We start from the raw sequence: 19,620 nt of genomic DNA, 5'->3' as shown, positions 1-19,620 counted from the left end.
ACTAAGATGAAACAGTTTGATGAAAAAATACTGGAAGTTAAAAATTTGCAGACTTACTTTTTTACGGATGAAGGAACGAGTAAAGCAGTTAATGGAATCAGCTTCACCCTTAACAAAGGGGAAACGCTTGGGATTGTAGGGGAATCGGGAAGTGGTAAAAGTATAACGTCCCTATCACTATTAAGGTTAATTCAATCCCCTCCCGGAAAAATCACAGGTGGCAGCATCCTTTTTAAAGGGGAGGACCTGCTTACAAAGACTGAAAAACAGATGCGGTCCATACGCGGAAATGAGATTTCGATGATTTTTCAGGAGCCTATGACATCATTGAATCCCGTTTATTCAGCGGGTGAGCAAATAGCGGAAGCCATCCGGCTCCATCAAAAGCTGGGAAAAAAAGAAGCTTGGAACAAAGCGGTCGACATGCTTCGGCTTGTCGGAATCCCCTCACCTGAAAAAAGGGCCAAACAGGAGCCACATGAACTAAGCGGCGGGATGAGGCAAAGGGTCATGATTGCCATGGCGCTAGCCTGCCACCCTGAGGTATTAATAGCGGATGAACCAACAACTGCGCTAGATGTGACGATTCAAGCCCAAATTTTAGAATTAATTAAAACGCTGCAAAAGGATTTCGGTACGGCTGTCATCTTGATTACTCATGATTTAGGGGTCGTATATGAAACATGTGATCGAGTAGCGGTCATGTATGCCGGAAAAATCGTTGAATACACACCGGCCAAAGAGATTTTCACAAACCCTAAACATCCTTACACCATTGGATTATTAAACTCCCTTCCACGTCTCGACATGGATCAGGAAGAGTTGACCACCATACCTGGGACAGTTCCGAGCCCGTATAATATGCCCAAAGGCTGTAGCTTTGCACCCCGTTGTGCACATGCGAAGAGAATTTGTGAACAGGCTGTGCCCGATCTCCAATCCATTGGGCCAAGTACCCAGGTCAGCTGTTGGATGTTTACCCCCCAATGGGAGAAAGATTATGACGTTCAAGAGAAAGTAGGGGTTTAATGATGGGAGTATCAATTGAAGAAAAAAAGGTTCTGCTTAAAGTAGATCAACTAAAACAATATTTTCCAATCAAGGGTGGGTTTTTCGGAAGAACCATTAATCATGTAAAAGCTGTTGACGACATTACCTTCCATATTTATCAAGGGGAAACCTTGAGTATAGTCGGGGAATCTGGTTGTGGTAAATCGACAACCGGACGTGCCATTCTTCGATTGGACGAACCTACGGGTGGGAGTATACACTTTCAGGAAAAGGATCTACTAAGTTTGGGCAAAAAGGAAATGAGAAAGACACGGAAGGACTTGCAAGTTATTTTCCAGGACCCCTTTGCCTCCCTTAATCCTAGACAGACGATAGGACAAATTCTCGGAGAAGCCTTGACCATACAAAATGTAGTGCCTAAAGAAAACCGAAAATCCAGGATTGAAGAATTATTGGGCCATGTCGGCTTGAGACCAGAATCCATGGAAAGATACCCGCATGAGTTCAGCGGCGGCCAAAGGCAACGGATCGGTATTGCGCGGGCACTCGCTGTAGATCCAAAATTGATCATATGTGATGAAGCCGTATCAGCGCTCGATGTCTCCATTCAAGCGCAGGTGCTGAATTTATTAAAATCTTTACAGCGAAAATTCGATTTAACCTTCCTTTTCATTTCACATGATTTAGGCGTGGTCAGACATATTTCCGATCGTGTAATGGTCATGTATCTTGGAAAGATAGTCGAGATTGCTGACAAAAAGTCCATTTTCGAACAGCCGCAGCATCCATATACACGGGCATTGCTATCTGCTATCCCAGTACCGAATCCCGTGCAGGAAAGAGAACGAATTCTATTGACGGGTGATGTCCCCTCACCTATCGATCCTCCAAGCGGCTGTCGCTTTCATACACGGTGCCCTTTTGTGATGGATATCTGTAAAACACAGGTACCCGAATTGAAACAATCTGCACAAAATCATCAAGTGGCTTGTCACATTGTGTCATAAGTTGTAGATTTCCCGAGGAGTCTTTAGTAAGATACTAATAAACAGAATAATTCAAGTTATATAAAAACATAATAATCAGAGGTTCTCCATGCTTAGTTACGAGGGATTCACGTTAATTATCATGCTCTTCATTTTAGCTCCTATCATGGGAGCTATTGCTCTTTTATTTCTATTCATCTTTGAAAAGAGGATCGATCTTCTTGAAAATAAAAACAAAGAGATACGCCTGGAACAAGCACTGCAGGAAGCGCAATATAATAAATTGAACCAGCAAATCCAGCCTCACTTTTTATTTAATACACTTAACGTCATATTAGGCTTGGCCCGCCTCAACAGGACGGCAGAATTGATCCGTGCCTTGGAGGCATTTTCCCAATTCTTGAAATTCAAGTATAAAGCATCTGAACCATTGATTCCCCTTTCCCAGGAAATTCAGTATACTCAGCATTATCTCGACATCCAAAGTCTTCGCTTTGGTGATCGGCTTAAGATTGATATGGTGTGCCCCGACCAATTATCAATCGCACTGGTACCCCCTTTCATTCTCCAGACTTTAGTGGAGAATTCATTTAAGCACGGGCTAGAAAAAAAAGTGGGGGAAGCCCTTTTGCATATCCGGTTCCATCAGAATTCGCAGACAGTATATTTGGTAGTGAAGGATAATGGGTTAATGGGAAATACCACTACCTTTACAGACGAAGGCGGCCATGGACTGGACAATATACAAAAACGTTTATATTTGTATTTCAGTGACCGTGCACAATTAAATATATCTTCCAATGAATCGGGAACAATGGTTAAGGTATCATGGCCACTGGTTTATGATAAGAAAGTTGAGGAGGCAGACCAAGAATGAATGTATTATTAGTTGATGACGAACCATTAGTCCTTGAACAAATGGAATATATGATTCAGTCCATCTACCCTTTTTGGAAGTTTCACAAAGCAGCCGATGCTGTTCAGGCTCTTACACTCAACCAAAACTTTAAAATTAACCTCGCTTTCTTGGATATTAATCTACCCGGACGATCCGGTCTTGAATTTGGTGAAGATCTGAGGGCGTTGAACAAAGATGTGGAAATCATTATGGTAACCGCACATCAAAGCTTCGATTATGCCCAGCAATCGATAAGGATCGGTGTCGTTGATTATTTAACGAAGCCTGTCATTGAAAGTGATTTGCGTAAAGTGCTATCTAGGTATAATGAAAGGGAGTCTTCTCATCATTATTCAAGCTTGATTCATCATTCGCTTTCATTTATTCATGAAAATTATGCTGAAAAAATCTCCCTTTCGGAGATCGCTCGTGAAGTGCATACGAACCCGACCTATTTAAGCAGGAAATTCCATGAAGAGGTCGGCACTTCCTTTTCGGAATATTTAATGCAATATAGAATTAAAGCCGCTAAAAGGGCCTTGACCAATAACACTAGTTGGAGCATCTCTGACGTCGCTGAAAGTTCGGGTTTCAATAGTCAGCATTATTTCAGCACTTTATTCCGTAAAATAGAGGGAATCACACCCAAGGAGTTCCGCGAGAAAGGAAAATGACATTGCTTCCACGTACATTTCAAGAATACGTACAAGGCCCCATTCAAATTGGTATGGGCTTAGGGATTATCTCCCTCCTGGCACGTTGGGTGACAGGGACAACGATATTATCCTCACCAGAATCGATGGTGAAGTATGGAGTTTTCGGAGGAATCGGCTATGCGCTAATGGGAGCGATCGCCCTGTTCATGTTCAGTTTCATCGGGAAGAGGGTTCGGCAGGATTTTTCCGTGGGATTGACTATGGGGGACTATTTAAAAACCAGGCTTCATCCTTTGGGATATTGGATCTTGATGGTGATACTGGTCATGACCAGCTTACACATTTTATTCATTCAAGGAATGGCCGCATCCACCCTATGTCAGTTTCTTTTCGATACGCCGCTATATGTTGGGCTGTTCTTTTTCTTCAGTTTTTGTGTTCTCTATGCTGGCTTCGGCGGGTTAAAACTCCTTCATGGTTTTGCAGCTTTTCAAGTCGTCTTCATGTTTGCCGCCGTTATCTTAATTCCTTTATACTTTTTCGTCAAGGAAGGGATAGAGCCCGTTTATGATGGGATTCGTTTATACCATCCATATATGCTCGTAATCAATAAGTATGATCTGTGGAGTTTTCTTTTTGCAGGGCTTCTTGTAGGATTCGGTCAGTTTTTCTTTGACCTGACATCATGGCAGCGTTTATTCATGATAGAAATGAAAAAGGTTCCATTAACCTTTTCTTTATCTGGCGTTATATGGCTCATATTCCCGCTCTCCTTTTCATCCCTGTTCATCATGGTTATCTTTACTGGCGGCTTCACTGATATACACTCGATTTTAGCTGGTTTGGCAAACAAGATAACGACACCATTCTTTTTCATTCTTTTTGTACTCTGTGCTTTCAGTGCAATCACCTCAACATTCGGTGCCTGCCTGCATTCATTAGTAAGCTTACTTGTAGCCAATATTATAGAACCCTTCCAAACCAAAAAAAGTGACCGGCAAAAGATTAGGATGGCCTATCTTCTTTCCAGCTGTATCGGAGGATTGGTTTTCATTGCTACCCTTTTCTATTCCCCAAACCTATTAGAGCTTTTATTTTATTCTGGCAATATATACTCAGCGTTGCTGGCTCCAATACTGGTGATAGTATTCAGTAAAGGGAAAGTCGCTGATTTCATACCGATAAGTGCCGTCTTGGCCATTGTGGCGTCATACATCCTCCAGCCTTATGTAAGTGAATTTCAAAGCATTTGGTTTAGTGGATTGACTTCACTTACCATCATCGTGATTTGTACGATTATTGCCTTCATCAAGAACAAATGGGAAATTCGTAATAGCTAAATCCTTTTCCGATTTTTTCTTTGTAATCTATTGAATGACTATAAAAATAGTAAAACGAAACAAAAAAGTTGCCGACGTCAAGCCGGCAACTTTTTTGTTTTAAAAGGAATCACCCAATTAGGGAGCACTCACCCTGTAAAACTATTTTTTATTGAAATTCACCTTATTCAAACCAGAAATATTAATACGATCTCCTGATTTTAGTGTGGTTGTTACGCTTGTTACTGAATAATCATCACGTTCATTTGAAAGGATTTCATTTACAAGTAAATGTTGTTCCCTGTATATAATTAAATTCCCGGATGGACTTGATGTCGTAATTTTATATTTTCCGGCAGCAATATCTTTACCGACTGTCCAGTATCCAGCATGCAATGTATTCGATTTAACATTGGAGACTTTAGTAAACTGTACACTGTCCAGTCCAGAAATTTCAATACTATCACCAGATTTTATATCCGTTGTAACAACTGTCACACCAAAACCATCATCTTCACTCGATAGAATCTCATTTACATATCGATCGTAGTCATTCATACTGATGAATAAATTGCCACTGCCGGATTTCGTAGTGATTTTATAACGGCCTGCCGGTAAATCTTTGCCTGCCTTCCATTTTCCTGCACTCAAACTTTTACTATAAGGTACATGAATCGTAGTGGTACTTGTTTTACCATTTATAGTCGTAGTATTATCGAGCCGGGCATCTTGACACTTCTCCATATAAACTCCCCATCCAGATCTGCGGAGCCAAATACACCAAGACTTAGCTTGCCACCTTTTTGAAATAGCGATAAACCTTTTCTAATTTTTGGGTTTGTTTCCCCTTCGGACTTTCCATATTACCGAATTCAAAAAACTTCACTTTTTTGATTCCGACAAAATTGAATAACGCTCTTTTCATCAATATTTTATGCGCATCATTCAACCAGAGAAGCGGATACTTTGCAGGTCCCTTCATCGTTGACACACATACGACCGACTTTCCTTTTAAAAGACCTTCCGGTAACAGTCCCGACTTATCCTTGTAGGCAAAATTCGAAGCAAATAATTGATCAATGTACCCCATCAGCATTGCGGGAGGCCGCCCCCACCAGATTGGATAGACAAAGACAATCTTGTCAGCCCAAGTAATTTGATTTCTATATTTTTCAAGATGAGGATCACGATGCATATCACGCCTACGTTTATGCTCATTGAACACCAAAAGTGGATTAAAGCCCTCATCATATAAATCCAAAACCTGCAGCCCCTTTATGTTAGGGTTCTCTTTACTTCCTTTGATGACTTTTTCTAGAAAGGCATAACTCAAACTTTTGTGATTTGGATATGTGTAAATGACCAGCATATTCATGACGTTCCCCCTATTTACTTATCATTTGATAACAATAATATATTCTTTCCCACTTTTGTTGTCAAATGATAATTGTACTTTGATAACATTTTTGATATCTTCTCAGTATGAGGTGAAAGTAATGGACAAAAAAGCTCTTTTTGATAAATGGGTGGCATTTACAACTTCCGTTCATCAAGTGACTCACGAATTAACACAAAACGCGAAATCTGAATCCATCACGCCAGTTCAATATAACATTCTTGAATACATTACAGTCAGTCAGCCTGTCACACCAAGTGAAATCAGTGACTGTCAGCATATATCCATGCCTAACACGAGCCGTGAACTAAAAAAATTAAGCGAAAAAAATTTAATTGAAAAAGTAAGTGATTCGGAAGATAGACGAAAGCAATACATCCGTCTCTCTAAAGAGGGGGAAATGATGATGAACGAGGCATTTGCAATCGTGGAATCTCGTTTCCAAAGCCGACTGCAGCATGCTTCGAAGGAAGATATAGCGGATATTGAGCGTGCAATGGATATTCTTCAAACAAAACTATTTTACTGATGGACCTGAATACAAAAATGGCTCCCCGATCGAAGTTGACAACAAATCACCTTCAATCGCGGGAGCTCCTTCATTATCTCCATGCACGCATAAACTAACTTATAATCAGGTACCGCAAAAGGTCCGGTAAGGTTTTGTTGACGCGGGAAGTGTGGAGTACTCAGCTTGTTCTTCGGAGTGTGCATAAGGGTTTGAAAGGGCATCCAAAAGCTTGGCCATCACGCTGTAGTCCCCTTTTTTCTCGGCTGCCTCGAGTGCCTCTTCCACCCGGTGGTTCCGTGGGATCACAGCAGGATTGCTGTTTTTCATCAACTGAGTCGAGGATGCTTTCGATTCCTGCTGCCTGCCTAGTCTCGCCTGCCAGAGTTCATACCACTGAACGAATTCCGGTGCCCCAAAAAGGACCGTATCCTCCATCTTATCAAAGGTTAAAGCTCGGAAAGTATTGGTATAATCAGCACCATGCTTCTTCATCATACTGAGAAGTCCATTGATTAAGGCTTCATCCTGTGTTTCTTCGTTAAATAGCCCCAATTTCGCTCTCATTCCCGCTAGCCAATTAGAATGGTATATCTCATTAAACTCAGAAATCTTATCCTGTGCCAGTTTGACGGCCTGCTCCTGATCATCGTGCAGCAGCGGCAATAGGGATTCGGCAAATCGCGCAAGATTCCATCCCCCAATAAGCGGCTGATTGCCATAGGCATAACGGCCTTGTTGATCAATGGAGCTGAATACCGTTTCCGGATCATAGGTATCCATGAAGGCACAAGGGCCGTAATCGATGGTTTCTCCGCTAATCGTCATGTTGTCGGTGTTCATCACCCCATGAATGAAGCCGACCAGCTGCCATTTGGCAATAAGATTGGCCTGACGTTTGATCACTTCCTGAAATAGCGAAAGATAGCGATTTTCATCTGCTTCAACGTCTGGATAATGGCGCTTTATTGTATAGTCTGCAAGGGTCCTGAGTTCTTCGACCGTGCCCCATTTTGCAGCGAATTGAAAGGTTCCGACGCGCAGATGACTGGCAGCCACACGGGTCATGATGGCCCCGGGCAGCCTAGTTTCGCGGATTATCGTTTCACCTGTGGTCACCACTGCCAGACTTCGGGTGGTAGGAATGCCTAGTCCATGCATCGCTTCGCTGATGATGTATTCACGCAGCATCGGTCCAAGTGCAGCCCGGCCATCTCCCCCGCGGGAGTATGGCGTTCTTCCTGGACCCTTCAGCTGAATATCGACCCTCTCACCTTCAGGCAAGATTTGCTCGCCAAGCAGCACCGCCCGTCCGTCACCCAACATGTTAAAATGCCCGAATTGATGCCCAGCATAAGCTTGAGCAAGTGGCAAAGCACCTTCGGGAATCTCGTTTCCGGCAAACACCGCTACGCCATCCTCGCTTTCCAACGACGAAACGTCCAAACCAAGGGATTCTGCCAACCGTTCATTGAGAATGATCAACTCCGGTGAGCTTACAGGAGTCGGGTTCGTGCTGGTGAAAAATTTTTCCGGAAGACGGGCATAACTATTGTCTAAATTCCATCCTGTTTCATTACTCTTAGTCATAGCTTCTCCTTTTCTTCTTTTGTTTTTTTGTATTATGTTCGTTCTCTCATCATTCAGTTAATACACACGATAAAACTCAGTTGCAGTCCATTTTAATGTCTACTTCTGCCAATTAATTATACCGTTTCTGCATAAAAATGGCTCTTTTTAAGTCATCTATCACTGTTGATAACATTTCTATTTTTTATACCAGCACTTGTAATATGGTTAACCATCATATTTAAAGGTCCAAATAGTAGGGAGAACTATGATACTCCATTAAAAACGCTGAAAACTTAATTTAATGCAGATTTCTCATGATTGCCGCCTTTAGTTCCTAAAATTAAAAAAAGTGAAATCATTTAATGATTTCACTTCTTTTAATGCAAGGGCTGCCAGCAATAAGTGTGCGACAAATTTATATAGAGTCAATTATAAATCTACTTACATAACATAAATAGATTCTGCTTTTAGCCAATTATTATTTATGAAGCTCATCCCCATTTATTATTATCATTGAATCTTGATTCCCGCTATTTAAAACTAGTATGATGTTTCCTTCACCAGACATTGATTCAAATGAATGTATTGCATCTCCTTTTATTACTTCAGAGAATACCTCATCTCCCTTTGAATTAGTTACTATACATTCTATTTCACCACCAGTTTGATCATTCTTTATTGAAATTGTATTTGTTCCTTTAAGAATTTTCAGTTCAAGCGTTTTCTTATTACGAAGGTTGCCAGATATACTGATATCAGCTACTAAATCTTTTGAGTCTTTTAAAAATGTTTTATTAATTTTCAATTCCATCCGTAGCCATTGTTTCTGTATTTGAAAAGATATTTAAGATTAGAGCGAGTAGTAACAAAGCACCTATTAACAACATTAATTTTTTCAGAATTTATACCCCCTATCTCTTGAAATCTCTTTTTTACAAAATAATTTAGTACCACAGAAGCAATATCAACCCTCTTTAAGTAAGATTACTACAGTTATGGTTATTTTAGGTATATTGTATTATAAAAATCTCTTTTTTTAATTAAAGTATTATTATTTTCAAAAAACCAATACAAAAGTCTGCCATTACTTGCGTGAATCAAGTAAAAGGATATTGTGTAACATCTATTAAATCAGTCTAATTAACTCTAGCAAAAAAAAGCCCACCGATGTTCCGGCAGGCCTGAATTTATCATTACACTCTCTATGATTTTTCTAAACAAGTAATCGAATAGAGGCTTCATTATAAGCCATATCGCTTCTACGTTTTAATTCTCTTCCTTTCAGCATTATCTCCCGATTCCTCTCCCATCGGAAGTATGCTTAATTCAGTAAAGTCAGGCTGATAAAGGCAATGCCAAATATACAGTACAGAATGAGTGTAAAGGGCTGGGGAAAAATAATATATATTATCATACTAATGATCATCAGCAGAATGCTGAAGGCATTTATCCTATCTCTCCACATACTCACCTTTGGTCAACTCCTTTTCCACAAGCGTAAGGTACATTTTCATCGCATACTTCTTCCGGTGCTGCCGGTCGGCTTTGAGGAAACATCATAAAAGCACTCCTCCTACAGTCAAAGCGATTATCAGCAAAAATATAGTTTCTTTTTCATCCATCATTCCGATTTGTTATAATGACTATTTGCCTAATTTGGACTTTTTTTATTTTTCGTTAGTAAGTAAGCGTCTGATAATTTATAATTATAGGATTGAATCCACTAAACAGCCATGTAGTTAAAATGATAAATCCATGAAAACAATCTGAATTTTCAGACTTTTAAGGGGATAAGAAGTAAATGAGCAATAACACTTTTAAGGTTGTATTGAGAGCCTTGCACAAAGGTCAAACGGAGGAATTCGCCTATGTTTATGAAGGGAAGAGCCTGCTGATTGGTCGTGCAAGCCAGCACTCCAAAGCTGATTTCAAGCTTTACAATGACTTCGTTTCAAGGGAACATTGCCTGATTTATATGAAGGAAGGACAGCTTCTCATTGAGGACTTGGCGAGCAAACACGGCACCTCGGTGAATGAGATGCCGCTCGTTCCTGGCCATCCCTGCCATATTGAACCGGGAGATACCATTGCTTTGATTAATGGATTGATTGAATTCATGATTTCCATCGACAATGATTTAACACGGGATTTCACTCCGTTGAACCTTGATATCCTGCAAACCGTGGTCATCAATGAGCATCTGCAGACCGTGATCATCAATGAAGAAGCACCCATTAAAATGCCTTCGAAGGAATTCAATTGCTTTAAGCTGCTTTATGAGAACTTGGACAACCTTATTTCAAAGGAAATGATTGTCCAGCATGTGTGGCCAGAGAGAATCGGTGATCCCGCGCAAATTGTGACGGCAGAAGAAATCGCTTCACTCCTGTATCGAGTGCGGAAACGGATAAATGGCCATTTCGCCATAAAAGCCGTCATTCAAAAGGGATATTATATGGAATCCATCCTTTCCATCAATCTATCAGACCTGTCATGAACAATGGTTCGATTTCATGAAAAAAAGCATTGCATATAGCAATGCTTTTTTCATGCTTTTATTGCTTGGGTAAGTCCAGGTTAGTGAATTGATCAACTGGGACGACGTCCTCGTCCATATCCATCACTTTCAGCACAACCCGATCTCCTTCCTTCGTCAATACTATATCAGATAACGCATTGACTCCAGGATCCACTGTGAACCTTTTGCCATTGCCTTCCACGATTAAATAGAACACGTAGCCATTTGGGAGATTGGCATCGTTGATTCTTGTTACTTTCCCCTTGATTTCTTTCATTTCAAATCCTTTTTGAGGTGTTACACCGCTGACTTTCCCTAAAGATGCAATCAATTTTTTATAGTTCCGGAAAGCTTCGTCTTTCGATTTCCCAAAGACTACTTGGGGATTATCGCTATTGGCGTAAACTATTGCCACACCTTGAAACTTTGAGCCCTTTGTAACCGGAATGACATAAGTGGGAGCACCGTATATCGTATAGAAAATGCCATTAGTGGCTTTCCAGCCTGGATATTTAGACAAAAACTCACTCGCATTCGCGTTGGATTTTGCTTCCTTTCCAGTTAGAACGGACGTGACGCCTTTGTAGTACGTCATTTCACCGGTTTTTGCATTGAAAACACCGTACCCTACCAAGGTTTTGGAATTCCCTTTTGATTTAGCTCTCGTAAAATCAACCACATAAATCAATTCGCCTTTTTCGTTAAACGTAACTTGCATATTATCCTCATTAGGGATCAAGACATCTTTCTTCGCCCCAATTAAGGACTGGTTTTTCCACCCATGAACATATTTCCCCCAGTATGTCCAATATTCCAGGGCTGTTTCCAATGTGAATGTTCGATCTACCCATTTAGGTTCTTTTCCTAACGGATAGTATTTCGTGTCTCCATTTTCCGGATTCACCAATACCACTCCATCCACCACGGACCCGCTTCGGTATTTCAAATAATGTCCCACTGAAGCTACAAAGAATGGCTTTCCGTCCTCATTCGGTTCCAGGTATGAATCATGGATGATTTTATTTGGATAGGCCTTCCGGATCGTCCTTTCCAAATCATGATCGAGATACTGTGAGGGGGCATAAAGCATCTTCCCTTGAACAGAGCTTGCCCCTTTATCAGTCGAAACGGCGGAAATCAAATTATAACCTGGCGTGTATTCCGCTTTCCCTGCTTTAAAAAACCCATCCATTTCAATGGGTGAGGTATAAGCCAATTCACCATTTATATTAGTAAGGCGATACTCGCCTTCAGTGAAATATGATGCATTTTGTATTTTGTTAATCGCTGCATCACCTTTTGCGTCAGCCATTTTCACTGTAACAAGCGGCATCGTTTTTATATCTTGGACTTCTTCCAGCTCATTTTTCTTATCGACCTTTGCCAAGCCATGTAGATCTCCGGCAAAAGTGATATGGTAAAACAACATGACGACCCAAGCTGCTATTAAAATGTACCCTAACAATCTGTTAAAATGTACATTCCAAGGGGTATTTAATTGATTCGTTCCTTCATTTTTTTTCCTATTTCGGCGGGATGTTGAAGATTCCCTAACACTGTACACGTACATTCTTGAATCAATGATGAGAATGAGCCCAAGAATAAAGGCAAAACTCGAAAAGAATGCAGGCACAGTAAAATCCACTAACTTAATATCGATAACGAAAAATAAGACGATAGCGGAAAGTAAAAGTCTCAGCACTTGCTCAATGAAAAAGGATCTATCCTTTTTCGTGATTGCGTTTGTCCATCTTTGCGGAATGAAGGAAAGTCCCAATATGGCAAATGGTATTTTCATAAAAATCCCTTTTAAGATGAAAACGATGAGTGAAAGTATCATGGTTTTAAAAATCTCTCCTTGTCATGTATGTTCCTATTTACCCATTTTATCACTTTTGTTCAACTAATTTACTATTTTTAAAATATATCAAAATAATATTTCTTCTTAATCATACATCTTCCAAAAATATTTTTTCTAAAGATGCTACTTTTTCCGATTTAGCGTGTATAAGCGAAAACCAGTCTTTTCGTTGCACATGGGTCTTGTGGATAAGGGGACTTGGTCAGCAGGGTGTTGGGGCGCAGGTCCCCCCCTTTAATAGCAAGGGCATTTAAAAGTGAGTTATCCAAGGACTAAAGATTTCTACAAAAGGAGACTGAAAAAGAATCTAATCCTCAATATGAATAAGGAAATGAATGAAGCAGGCATTTTACGAGTAAAAAATGGAAGGAAAAAAGGCTACCATTCAATGGATAGCCTAGTTTATAGACAAAAAGGTTACAAAAGGAAAACAAAGTTGTTTGGAACCGGTGTGCGAGACTCCCGCGGAAAGCGAGTGCCTGAAGAGAAAATCAACATTCAAATTATAAAACCTAAAAAACTGTAGGAAAACTCAACATGATCGAGTTTCTCTACAGTCATCACTTTAAGGTATTAATAATATTTTCCCGGTGCTTTTCCGGCTTTCCAGTAGTCGATGGGCATCCGCTCCATTTTCCAACGAAAAAGTAGTCGGTTCATCAATGATGATTTTCCCTGACATGATCCATTTGAACAGCTCTGCTGTTCTTCTTTTCCGTTCTTCATGTGTGGTCAATACGTTCCAGAGGTCTCCTCCTATTAATGCTTTGGATGTATCCATTAGCATTCTCGGATCGACCTTCTCTGGATCACCACCTGCCATTCCAAAGAATACGACAGTCCCTCTAGTCTTGGTTGCCGCAAAACTATCCAGCAAGGTTTGGCCGACGGATTCATACACGACGTCAACACCTTTTCCACCCGTTGCATCCTTAATCGAATTTACCCAGTCCGATCCGTATAGAAAAACATGATCGGCACCCGTTTGTTTTACAACAGCCGCTTTATCATTTGAAGAGGTTAAGCCAATGACTTGGCCGCCTTTCATCTTGATCATCTGTGTCAGCAATTGACCGACTCCACCTGCCGCAGCATGAACAAGGACGGTTTCGCCTTGTTTAACTGAATAGCTGTCATCAGTCAAATATTGGGCAGTCAATCCTTGAAGTAAAACGGAAGCGGCTGTTTCAAAGGAAATGCCATCAGGAAGCGGTAATAGCTTATCGACTGGAACTGAAACCAGTTCTGCATTGGCATGGGGAACATCTGCAAACCCGACACGATCCCCAACTTTCACATGATGAACATCTTCCCCGACATATTCGATGACCCCTGCTCCTTCATAACCTAGAATAAATGGGGGTTCACCCACTAAATGATAATTCCCTTTCCTTCTATATACATCAGCAAAATTTAAGCCGATTGCTTTCATTCGAACGATCACTGTTGATTTTGAATGTTCAGGTTCCTCAATTTCTCGCCCATAAAGGACTTCCGGTCCGCCAAAGTTATCAAAGACAAGTGCTTTCATCATCCTATCTCCCTTCAAAGGTTCTACATTCTTTAAGATATAGGATGAACCCCTTGATGGCAAGAAACACAAGTTACAAAAAATACCGCCCTGCCCTAAAAAGGCATAAGCGGTCATGAAAATGCGATTAATCGGTATTGGAGCCTGGGCCGTTCTTTCGTTTATTCGCAGAATATTCCTTACCGTGTGCTTCATGTTCTGCAATGATGTCCGCTTTCGGAATATGGTTATTCTTTTTCGGTGAACCGGTACGGTTACGATGTTTTTTTCCCATGATCTATCTCCCCTTCATCCAATGCTTTTTAGGTTGAACTTTTTAAATAGCGTCTAATGTTAGCTTGTCCGATTACCCCCGAAAATACCGGAAAAATAGGTACTTCATAATAAAGGAAAAATCTTCGTGAAGACCGAATAGATAGAATACTGAAATATGAGGAGGGAAAAAAATGTTTCCTGTATTGAACACAGAAAGGTTACGCTTACGGGAAATTCATGAAAGTGATGCGGAAGCTCTTTTCCAATGTTTATCAAAAGATGAGGTCACCCGTTTTTATGGCCAAGATTCATTGGAAAATGTCGAACAGGCGAAGGATATCATAGCATCTTTTGCGAAAAACCATCTTGAAAAACGAGCGGTTCGATGGGGAATTGAAAGAAAAGATACGCATGATTTGATCGGCACAATCGGTTTTCATGCACATAGCCCGAAATACAGGCGGGCGGAAGTCGGTTATGAAATCCATCCAGCACATTGGGGCTTGGGATATGCATCTGAAGCGATTAAAGCAATAATCGCTTACGGTTTCACCGACCTTGATTTAACTCGTATCGGAGCGGTTGTTTTTCTGGAGAACCAACTCTCCATCGATTTATTGGTAAAGCAAGGCTTCATCCAGGAAGGAATTTTAAGAAGTTATATGTACCAAAATGGCATTCCGCATGATACATATATGTATTCTTTGCTTAAGTGATGCATCCCCCTCTATTGCAGACAAAGAGGGGGCTTTTTCGTATTGACCATTGAGAGTTCATCCGCCTATTCCTTATCTTATCAGTGTAATCAAATACAGCAAAAATGAATTTTCTTTATACCAAAAAGCCACCGAACATGGCGGCTTCCAAGATTTAGTTCACTACAAGATAGTCCTTCAATGCCTGCTGCAGCGTCCCCTTTGTCTCTGCTTTGTTTTCGAAATCGACCCCTGCACGGATCATTTTGGTGACCACCTCCGGGCGTAATCCAGTCACCACGACTTTACACCCCATCATTGACGTTCCTTCGAGGATATTCAATAAATGATTGATGATCTCAGCCTCCATTTCGATGATACCGGATAAGTCCAAGATCAAGGTCTGTATCCTTAGTTTCCCTATCTCCAACAATACTTTTTCTTCAATTATCCGTATACGCGAATCATCGATTGTCCCGATTAACGGAAGGACGCAGGTGGAGGCCGTGATTGGAATGATGGGGACCGAGAGATTTTCCACCAAGTTTTGCTGGGCCAAAATCAATTTGTCTTTGTAATCCGAATAACTGACGAAAAAGGATTTAAGGAAAACATCAACCTTATCATTCATCTTTTTCTCTAAAACAAAAAAGACTTCCGAATCACTAAACACTTCTTGTGAATGTTCGAACTTATAAAGAAAGGTCCAAAGCGTTCTCCGGATCGCCTGGATCCATTCTAGCTTGAATGAGAGCGTCAAGGAGTGGGTTGCCCACGTTACTCCCTCTTTTTCGGCAAAAGTTATCATATCCACTTCATTCTGCTCCACGATATAGCGGATGAGCTTATGAGCATTATTCAAAAGGTCGACATTTCCAATCAGTAAGATTTCTTCGATTTTATCTCTAACATTGACCGCTTCTGATAAAAGATATTCTTCAAATTCACTTTTATTTTGCAAAAGGAATTCCATTATTTTCTCTTCCTCATAAATAATACTCACTATTCCCCACTCCCTTTTTGTTCTCTTCAATTGTGATTTTTGTCACTGTTTACATTCTCTATCTGTCGAGTTTATTCCTGCTAATCGTACATTTATTAACCTTAATATGGATATTTTTAGATATAAAACCGGGTTACATCTCTTCGCCTGCAAAAATATTCTTCATTGCGGAAGAAAAAATCAGATGGGTGGATGATTTTCCATATTTAATGGCTTCATCGACAAAGTCCTCCAATGTTTCCATGGAAAATGTACTTATTTTAATAAGATAACTGTACTGACCTGCTAACCGGTGGCACTCCAGAACATCTGGATGTCTCAAGCTAAAATTATAAAAGTCTTTACATCTATCTGTTTCAAATAAAATGAATGCTGTAATGCTCCTATCCAGTTTTTCAAGGGATATTTCCGTTTTATATCCCTTTATCACTCCGCTTTCCTCTAATTTATTAACACGTTCTTTAGCAGCAGGTGCTGTTAAGGAAACTTCATGTGCCAGTTCTTTCATTGATATGCGCCCATTATTCTCCAGCAATGAAAGTATCTTTTTATCCGTTCGATCCAATCCAATCACCCTCACTTTTCATTATTAATAAAAATCATTCTAATACATTATTAAATAAATAGAAATGGGATGATTACGTAATTAATCATATGTATCAAGGGGTTTTCTTTTTATATAATAAATACAAATATTAGGTAAGGGAGATGCTACGATGAAAAAAGTATTGCTGCTGCTTTCCAATGGATTCGAAGCGGTTGAAGCCAGTGTTTTTACAGATGTACTAGGTTGGAATAAATTAGAGGGGGATGGTACCACTGATCTCGTTACGGTTGGTCTTCATGAAAAATTGAAATGCACATGGAATTTTATCGTGCAGCCTGAATTTACAATCGATCAAGTAAATCTTGATGACTTCGATGCTTTGGCCATTCCAGGAGGCTTTGAAGAAGCTGGTTTCTACGAAGATGCCTATGATCCGAAGTTCCTTGATGTCATTAAAGATTTTCATGATAAAAAGAAAATCATCGCAACCATTTGTGTAGGTTCTCTTCCACTAGGAAAAAGCGGGGTATTAAATAGAAGAAAAGCCACTACGTACAATCACCCTACCAGTGTAAGACAGGGACAGCTAAAAGAATTTGGTGCGCTGGTCGTTAATGAACCGATTGTCGTCACGGACAATATTATTACATCCTACAATCCTTCCACAGCATTCGATGTTGCCTTTACGCTCCTGGAAATGCTTACTTCCAAAGATAATTGTAAACATGTGAAGGAATTGATGGGTTTCCATTAACATTGGCTTTTAGCCGAATGAATTCGGAACCTATACAGTTTGGACTAGAAATCCTACCTGGTGTTGCTTTGGGTCAGTTGGTTCGGGAACATTACTTGATGAAAGATACATTTTCCGAACCCATTCTCCTATAGTCTTTTTAAAATAAAAGGATTTGAAGGATGCTTTTTAAACATGGAAGAAACCTAAGCAATTAAAAAAGTACATCGAATCGTGAGATGGGCTACAAAAAAGGTTCCGAATGAATTCGGAACCTTTTTCGTACGATATGTTACTTCCAATATGCCAATGAACGGGTTTTCATGGATTCACGGAACTGTTTTGTTGATTCTGGCAGGACTTTATTCGTTGCATAATCGATGATGATGACACCATACTGGCGAATGATCCAGGCTATCCAGCTCGCCATTGGCGAATTTATCTTCCACGTTTTGTATGTTTTCCTCAAGCCATTGTTTACGGTGGTTTCTTAAATACGCTAGCCTGTTCTTCATGATTCAAATTAACTAAGGATTTCAGATGAATTTTTACAATAATGCACAGAATTAAGTATGCACAACCCTTTTTTCCATGCTTACAACCTTATTATTTATCAGGTGTTTCCGAGGTACCTTCCTCGCTGTTTTTGAGATATGCTTCAGAAATTCCATTCATGCCTTCCATGAGTTGTTCTTTTGTATATTCCATACTGCCGACCAGTTTATTATGCTTCTTATCATTATTATCTTCTATCATTTTGGATTCTGAATCAGTCACATTTTTCACCTCCATCATTAGGATGGCGTTATTAGGTGGGAATATGTCCGATAACCAACAGTATTGAACCCTTCTTTCAAGGATAAAATGTCAATATGCCAAACGTTTACATGATTTTAATGAAGGATTTAGATCAAACATCGGACCTCCCCATTGTGATAGGTCTTTAAATATGCAGAAAAAGATTATTTTAAAGAGATTTTTTTAAAAATCAGCTGTTTTCATGGAACTAAAGGGATATACTATAGGGATAGCTTTTATTACATTTTTACATGTATTTTTTTGTTGCGTTACACATTGTGTAACTTTTTACAAGTTTTTCTAATCAACTCAACAAAATGCATATTGCAAAGGAGAATTGGAATGTCAGAAACGATTACCCAAGCACAGTCAGAACAACTGGATGCACGTCAAAAACAATTAGATATACTGGACCAATTATTAAAGCCTGAGGTTCAGGAATCACTCAATACTTTAGTGGATCAGTTACCAAAACTGACTGAATTAGTGAATATTTTAACAAAGTCTTATGATTTTGCTCAATCGGTAGCCACTGATGATGTACTGAAAAATGATACGGTCAGCGCGATTTCAGAAATCGCGACACCTGTAGTCGATTCAGTGAAAGGGCTTGCGGCTACTGCCATCGAAGCTAAAGATCGTGCTGAAGTGAATCATGATGTAATTGGCCTGTTTGGTCTGTTAAGAATGATGAAAGACCCGCAAGCACAAAAACTATTCCGTTTCGCGAATGCTTTTCTTGAAGTCTCTGCAGAACGTAAAAACCAAAAGTAAATTCATAAACATCAATCAGTAAGGACGGGGGATTAACTATGTCAAAACAAATCGTCATCTTAGGTGCAGGATACGCTGGATTACTATCTGCGTTATCCGTACGTGAATATTACAATAAGGATGAAGTGCAGGTTACAGTGGTGAATCAATTTCCAACACACCAAATCATCACCGAATTGCATCGTCTTGCAGGCGGATCCATTTCTGAGCAAGCCATTTCCATTCCTTTGGAAAAACTTTTCAAAGGAAAAGATATCGACCTTGCCATTTCAAAAGTGGAGTCTTTCTCAGTTGATAAAAAAGAAGTGAACCTTTCCAATGGGTCCACTTTATCTTATGATGCCCTAGTTGTTGCTTTGGGAAGCCAAACAGGATTCTTCGGCATTCCAGGACTTGAAGAAAACAGCATGGTGTTGAAATCCGTAAAAGATGCAAACAATATTTACAAACATATCGAAGATCGTATTCGTGAATATGCACAAACTAAAAATGAAGCGGACGCTACCATCGTAATCGGCGGCGGCGGATTGACGGGCGTCGAGTTAATTGGTGAAATTGT

At 40.1% G+C, this 19,620-nt stretch carries 22 protein-coding genes; 11 read left to right on the top strand and 11 right to left on the bottom strand.

The window, feature by feature from the left end; genetic code table 11:
- Positions 1-6: 6 nt before the first annotated feature.
- From ACQKMH_RS00110 to ACQKMH_RS00090, 5 genes are all read left to right on the top strand, one after another.
- The gene (locus ACQKMH_RS00110) at positions 7-1,029 is read left to right on the top strand and encodes an ABC transporter ATP-binding protein (RefSeq protein ID WP_427585521.1); all 1,023 of its coding nucleotides are present in this window, start codon (positions 7-9) and stop codon (positions 1,027-1,029) included.
- On the top strand, positions 1,029-2,018 hold the full coding sequence (locus tag ACQKMH_RS00105; protein ID WP_427585520.1) for an ABC transporter ATP-binding protein: 990 nt from the start codon (positions 1,029-1,031) through the stop codon (positions 2,016-2,018). The genes ACQKMH_RS00110 and ACQKMH_RS00105 overlap by 1 nt, the downstream gene beginning before the upstream one ends.
- 88 nt (positions 2,019-2,106) lie before the next feature.
- On the top strand, positions 2,107-2,874 hold the full coding sequence (locus tag ACQKMH_RS00100; RefSeq protein WP_427585519.1) for a sensor histidine kinase: 768 nt from the start codon (positions 2,107-2,109) through the stop codon (positions 2,872-2,874).
- Entirely contained in the window at positions 2,871-3,569 is a 699-nt protein-coding gene (locus ACQKMH_RS00095) for an AraC family transcriptional regulator (RefSeq protein ID WP_427585518.1), read from the top strand. The genes ACQKMH_RS00100 and ACQKMH_RS00095 overlap by 4 nt, the downstream gene beginning before the upstream one ends.
- A complete protein-coding gene (locus tag ACQKMH_RS00090; protein WP_427585517.1) occupies positions 3,566-4,891 on the top strand; it encodes a sodium:solute symporter family transporter in 1,326 nt (441 codons plus the stop codon). The genes ACQKMH_RS00095 and ACQKMH_RS00090 overlap by 4 nt, the downstream gene beginning before the upstream one ends.
- A 141-nt stretch (positions 4,892-5,032) precedes the next feature.
- Here the strand turns inward: ACQKMH_RS00090 and ACQKMH_RS00085 are convergent, their stop codons facing one another.
- Together ACQKMH_RS00085 and ACQKMH_RS00080 are read right to left on the bottom strand one after the other, a co-directional pair.
- Entirely contained in the window at positions 5,033-5,614 is a 582-nt protein-coding gene (locus ACQKMH_RS00085; protein ID WP_427585516.1) for a hypothetical protein, read from the bottom strand.
- A gap of 43 nt (positions 5,615-5,657) precedes the next feature.
- Positions 5,658-6,245: an NAD(P)H-dependent oxidoreductase gene (locus ACQKMH_RS00080; RefSeq protein ID WP_427585515.1), complete on the bottom strand. Its 588-nt coding sequence runs from the start codon at positions 6,243-6,245 to the stop codon at positions 5,658-5,660.
- Between the two features lie 121 nt (positions 6,246-6,366).
- Between ACQKMH_RS00080 and ACQKMH_RS00075 the strand changes: the two genes are divergently transcribed.
- Positions 6,367-6,795: a MarR family winged helix-turn-helix transcriptional regulator gene (locus ACQKMH_RS00075; RefSeq protein WP_427585514.1), complete on the top strand. Its 429-nt coding sequence runs from the start codon at positions 6,367-6,369 to the stop codon at positions 6,793-6,795.
- Between the two features lie 105 nt (positions 6,796-6,900).
- Here ACQKMH_RS00075 and ACQKMH_RS00070 read toward each other — a convergent pair whose 3' ends face one another.
- The gene (locus ACQKMH_RS00070; RefSeq protein ID WP_427585513.1) at positions 6,901-8,364 is read right to left on the bottom strand and encodes a protein adenylyltransferase SelO; all 1,464 of its coding nucleotides are present in this window, start codon (positions 8,362-8,364) and stop codon (positions 6,901-6,903) included.
- 460 nt (positions 8,365-8,824) lie between these two features.
- Positions 8,825-9,157, bottom strand: coding sequence for a hypothetical protein (locus ACQKMH_RS00065; protein WP_427585512.1), 333 nt, complete (start codon positions 9,155-9,157; stop codon positions 8,825-8,827).
- Positions 9,158-10,147: 990 nt separating this feature from the next.
- Between ACQKMH_RS00065 and ACQKMH_RS00060 the strand changes: the two genes are divergently transcribed.
- Positions 10,148-10,843 carry an FHA domain-containing protein gene (locus tag ACQKMH_RS00060; RefSeq protein WP_427585511.1) on the top strand — a complete coding sequence of 232 codons (696 nt, stop codon included), beginning with the start codon at positions 10,148-10,150 and terminating at the stop codon, positions 10,841-10,843.
- 58 nt (positions 10,844-10,901) lie between these two features.
- On the opposite strand, the gene ACQKMH_RS00055 is transcribed toward ACQKMH_RS00060, so the two are convergent.
- The 3 genes from ACQKMH_RS00055 to ACQKMH_RS00045 form a co-directional block, all read right to left on the bottom strand.
- Positions 10,902-12,662, bottom strand: a complete 1,761-nt coding sequence (locus ACQKMH_RS00055; RefSeq protein ID WP_427585510.1) for a hypothetical protein — start codon at positions 12,660-12,662, stop codon at positions 10,902-10,904.
- A 628-nt stretch (positions 12,663-13,290) separates the two neighbouring features.
- Positions 13,291-14,256, bottom strand: a complete 966-nt coding sequence (locus tag ACQKMH_RS00050; RefSeq protein ID WP_427587462.1) for a quinone oxidoreductase family protein — start codon at positions 14,254-14,256, stop codon at positions 13,291-13,293.
- Between the two features lie 127 nt (positions 14,257-14,383).
- Entirely contained in the window at positions 14,384-14,530 is a 147-nt protein-coding gene (locus ACQKMH_RS00045) for a hypothetical protein (RefSeq protein ID WP_141994063.1), read from the bottom strand.
- 172 nt (positions 14,531-14,702) lie between these two features.
- Here ACQKMH_RS00045 and ACQKMH_RS00040 point away from each other — a divergent pair, with 172 nt between their 5' ends.
- Positions 14,703-15,227, top strand: coding sequence for a GNAT family N-acetyltransferase (locus ACQKMH_RS00040; protein ID WP_427585509.1), 525 nt, complete (start codon positions 14,703-14,705; stop codon positions 15,225-15,227).
- A 154-nt stretch (positions 15,228-15,381) separates the two neighbouring features.
- On the opposite strand, the gene ACQKMH_RS00035 is transcribed toward ACQKMH_RS00040, so the two are convergent.
- The gene (locus ACQKMH_RS00035) at positions 15,382-16,212 is read right to left on the bottom strand and encodes an STAS domain-containing protein (RefSeq protein WP_427587461.1); all 831 of its coding nucleotides are present in this window, start codon (positions 16,210-16,212) and stop codon (positions 15,382-15,384) included.
- 130 nt (positions 16,213-16,342) lie between these two features.
- Positions 16,343-16,774 carry an Lrp/AsnC family transcriptional regulator gene (locus ACQKMH_RS00030; RefSeq protein ID WP_427585508.1) on the bottom strand — a complete coding sequence of 144 codons (432 nt, stop codon included), beginning with the start codon at positions 16,772-16,774 and terminating at the stop codon, positions 16,343-16,345.
- 151 nt (positions 16,775-16,925) lie between these two features.
- Here ACQKMH_RS00030 and ACQKMH_RS00025 point away from each other — a divergent pair, with 151 nt between their 5' ends.
- Positions 16,926-17,510: a DJ-1/PfpI family protein gene (locus ACQKMH_RS00025; RefSeq protein WP_427585507.1), complete on the top strand. Its 585-nt coding sequence runs from the start codon at positions 16,926-16,928 to the stop codon at positions 17,508-17,510.
- A gap of 271 nt (positions 17,511-17,781) precedes the next feature.
- Here ACQKMH_RS00025 and ACQKMH_RS00020 read toward each other — a convergent pair whose 3' ends face one another.
- Together ACQKMH_RS00020 and ACQKMH_RS00015 are read right to left on the bottom strand one after the other, a co-directional pair.
- Positions 17,782-17,919 (bottom strand): hypothetical protein, encoded by a 138-nt coding sequence (locus ACQKMH_RS00020; protein WP_427585506.1) that lies wholly within the window; start codon positions 17,917-17,919, stop codon positions 17,782-17,784.
- A gap of 176 nt (positions 17,920-18,095) precedes the next feature.
- Positions 18,096-18,266, bottom strand: a complete 171-nt coding sequence (locus ACQKMH_RS00015) for a hypothetical protein (protein ID WP_427585505.1) — start codon at positions 18,264-18,266, stop codon at positions 18,096-18,098.
- A gap of 363 nt (positions 18,267-18,629) precedes the next feature.
- On the opposite strand from ACQKMH_RS00015, the gene ACQKMH_RS00010 reads away from it, so the two are divergent.
- Together ACQKMH_RS00010 and ACQKMH_RS00005 are read left to right on the top strand one after the other, a co-directional pair.
- Positions 18,630-19,061, top strand: a complete 432-nt coding sequence (locus ACQKMH_RS00010; RefSeq protein WP_427585504.1) for a DUF1641 domain-containing protein — start codon at positions 18,630-18,632, stop codon at positions 19,059-19,061.
- A 38-nt stretch (positions 19,062-19,099) separates the two neighbouring features.
- On the top strand, positions 19,100-19,620 hold a 521-nt coding region (locus tag ACQKMH_RS00005), incomplete at its 3' end, for an NAD(P)/FAD-dependent oxidoreductase (protein ID WP_427585503.1).

It is taken from the genome of Peribacillus sp. NPDC097895 (assembly GCF_050277555.1).
Classification (GTDB): Bacteria; Bacillota; Bacilli; order Bacillales; family DSM-1321; genus Peribacillus.
This window is presented reverse-complemented; position numbering and strand designations above follow the sequence as displayed.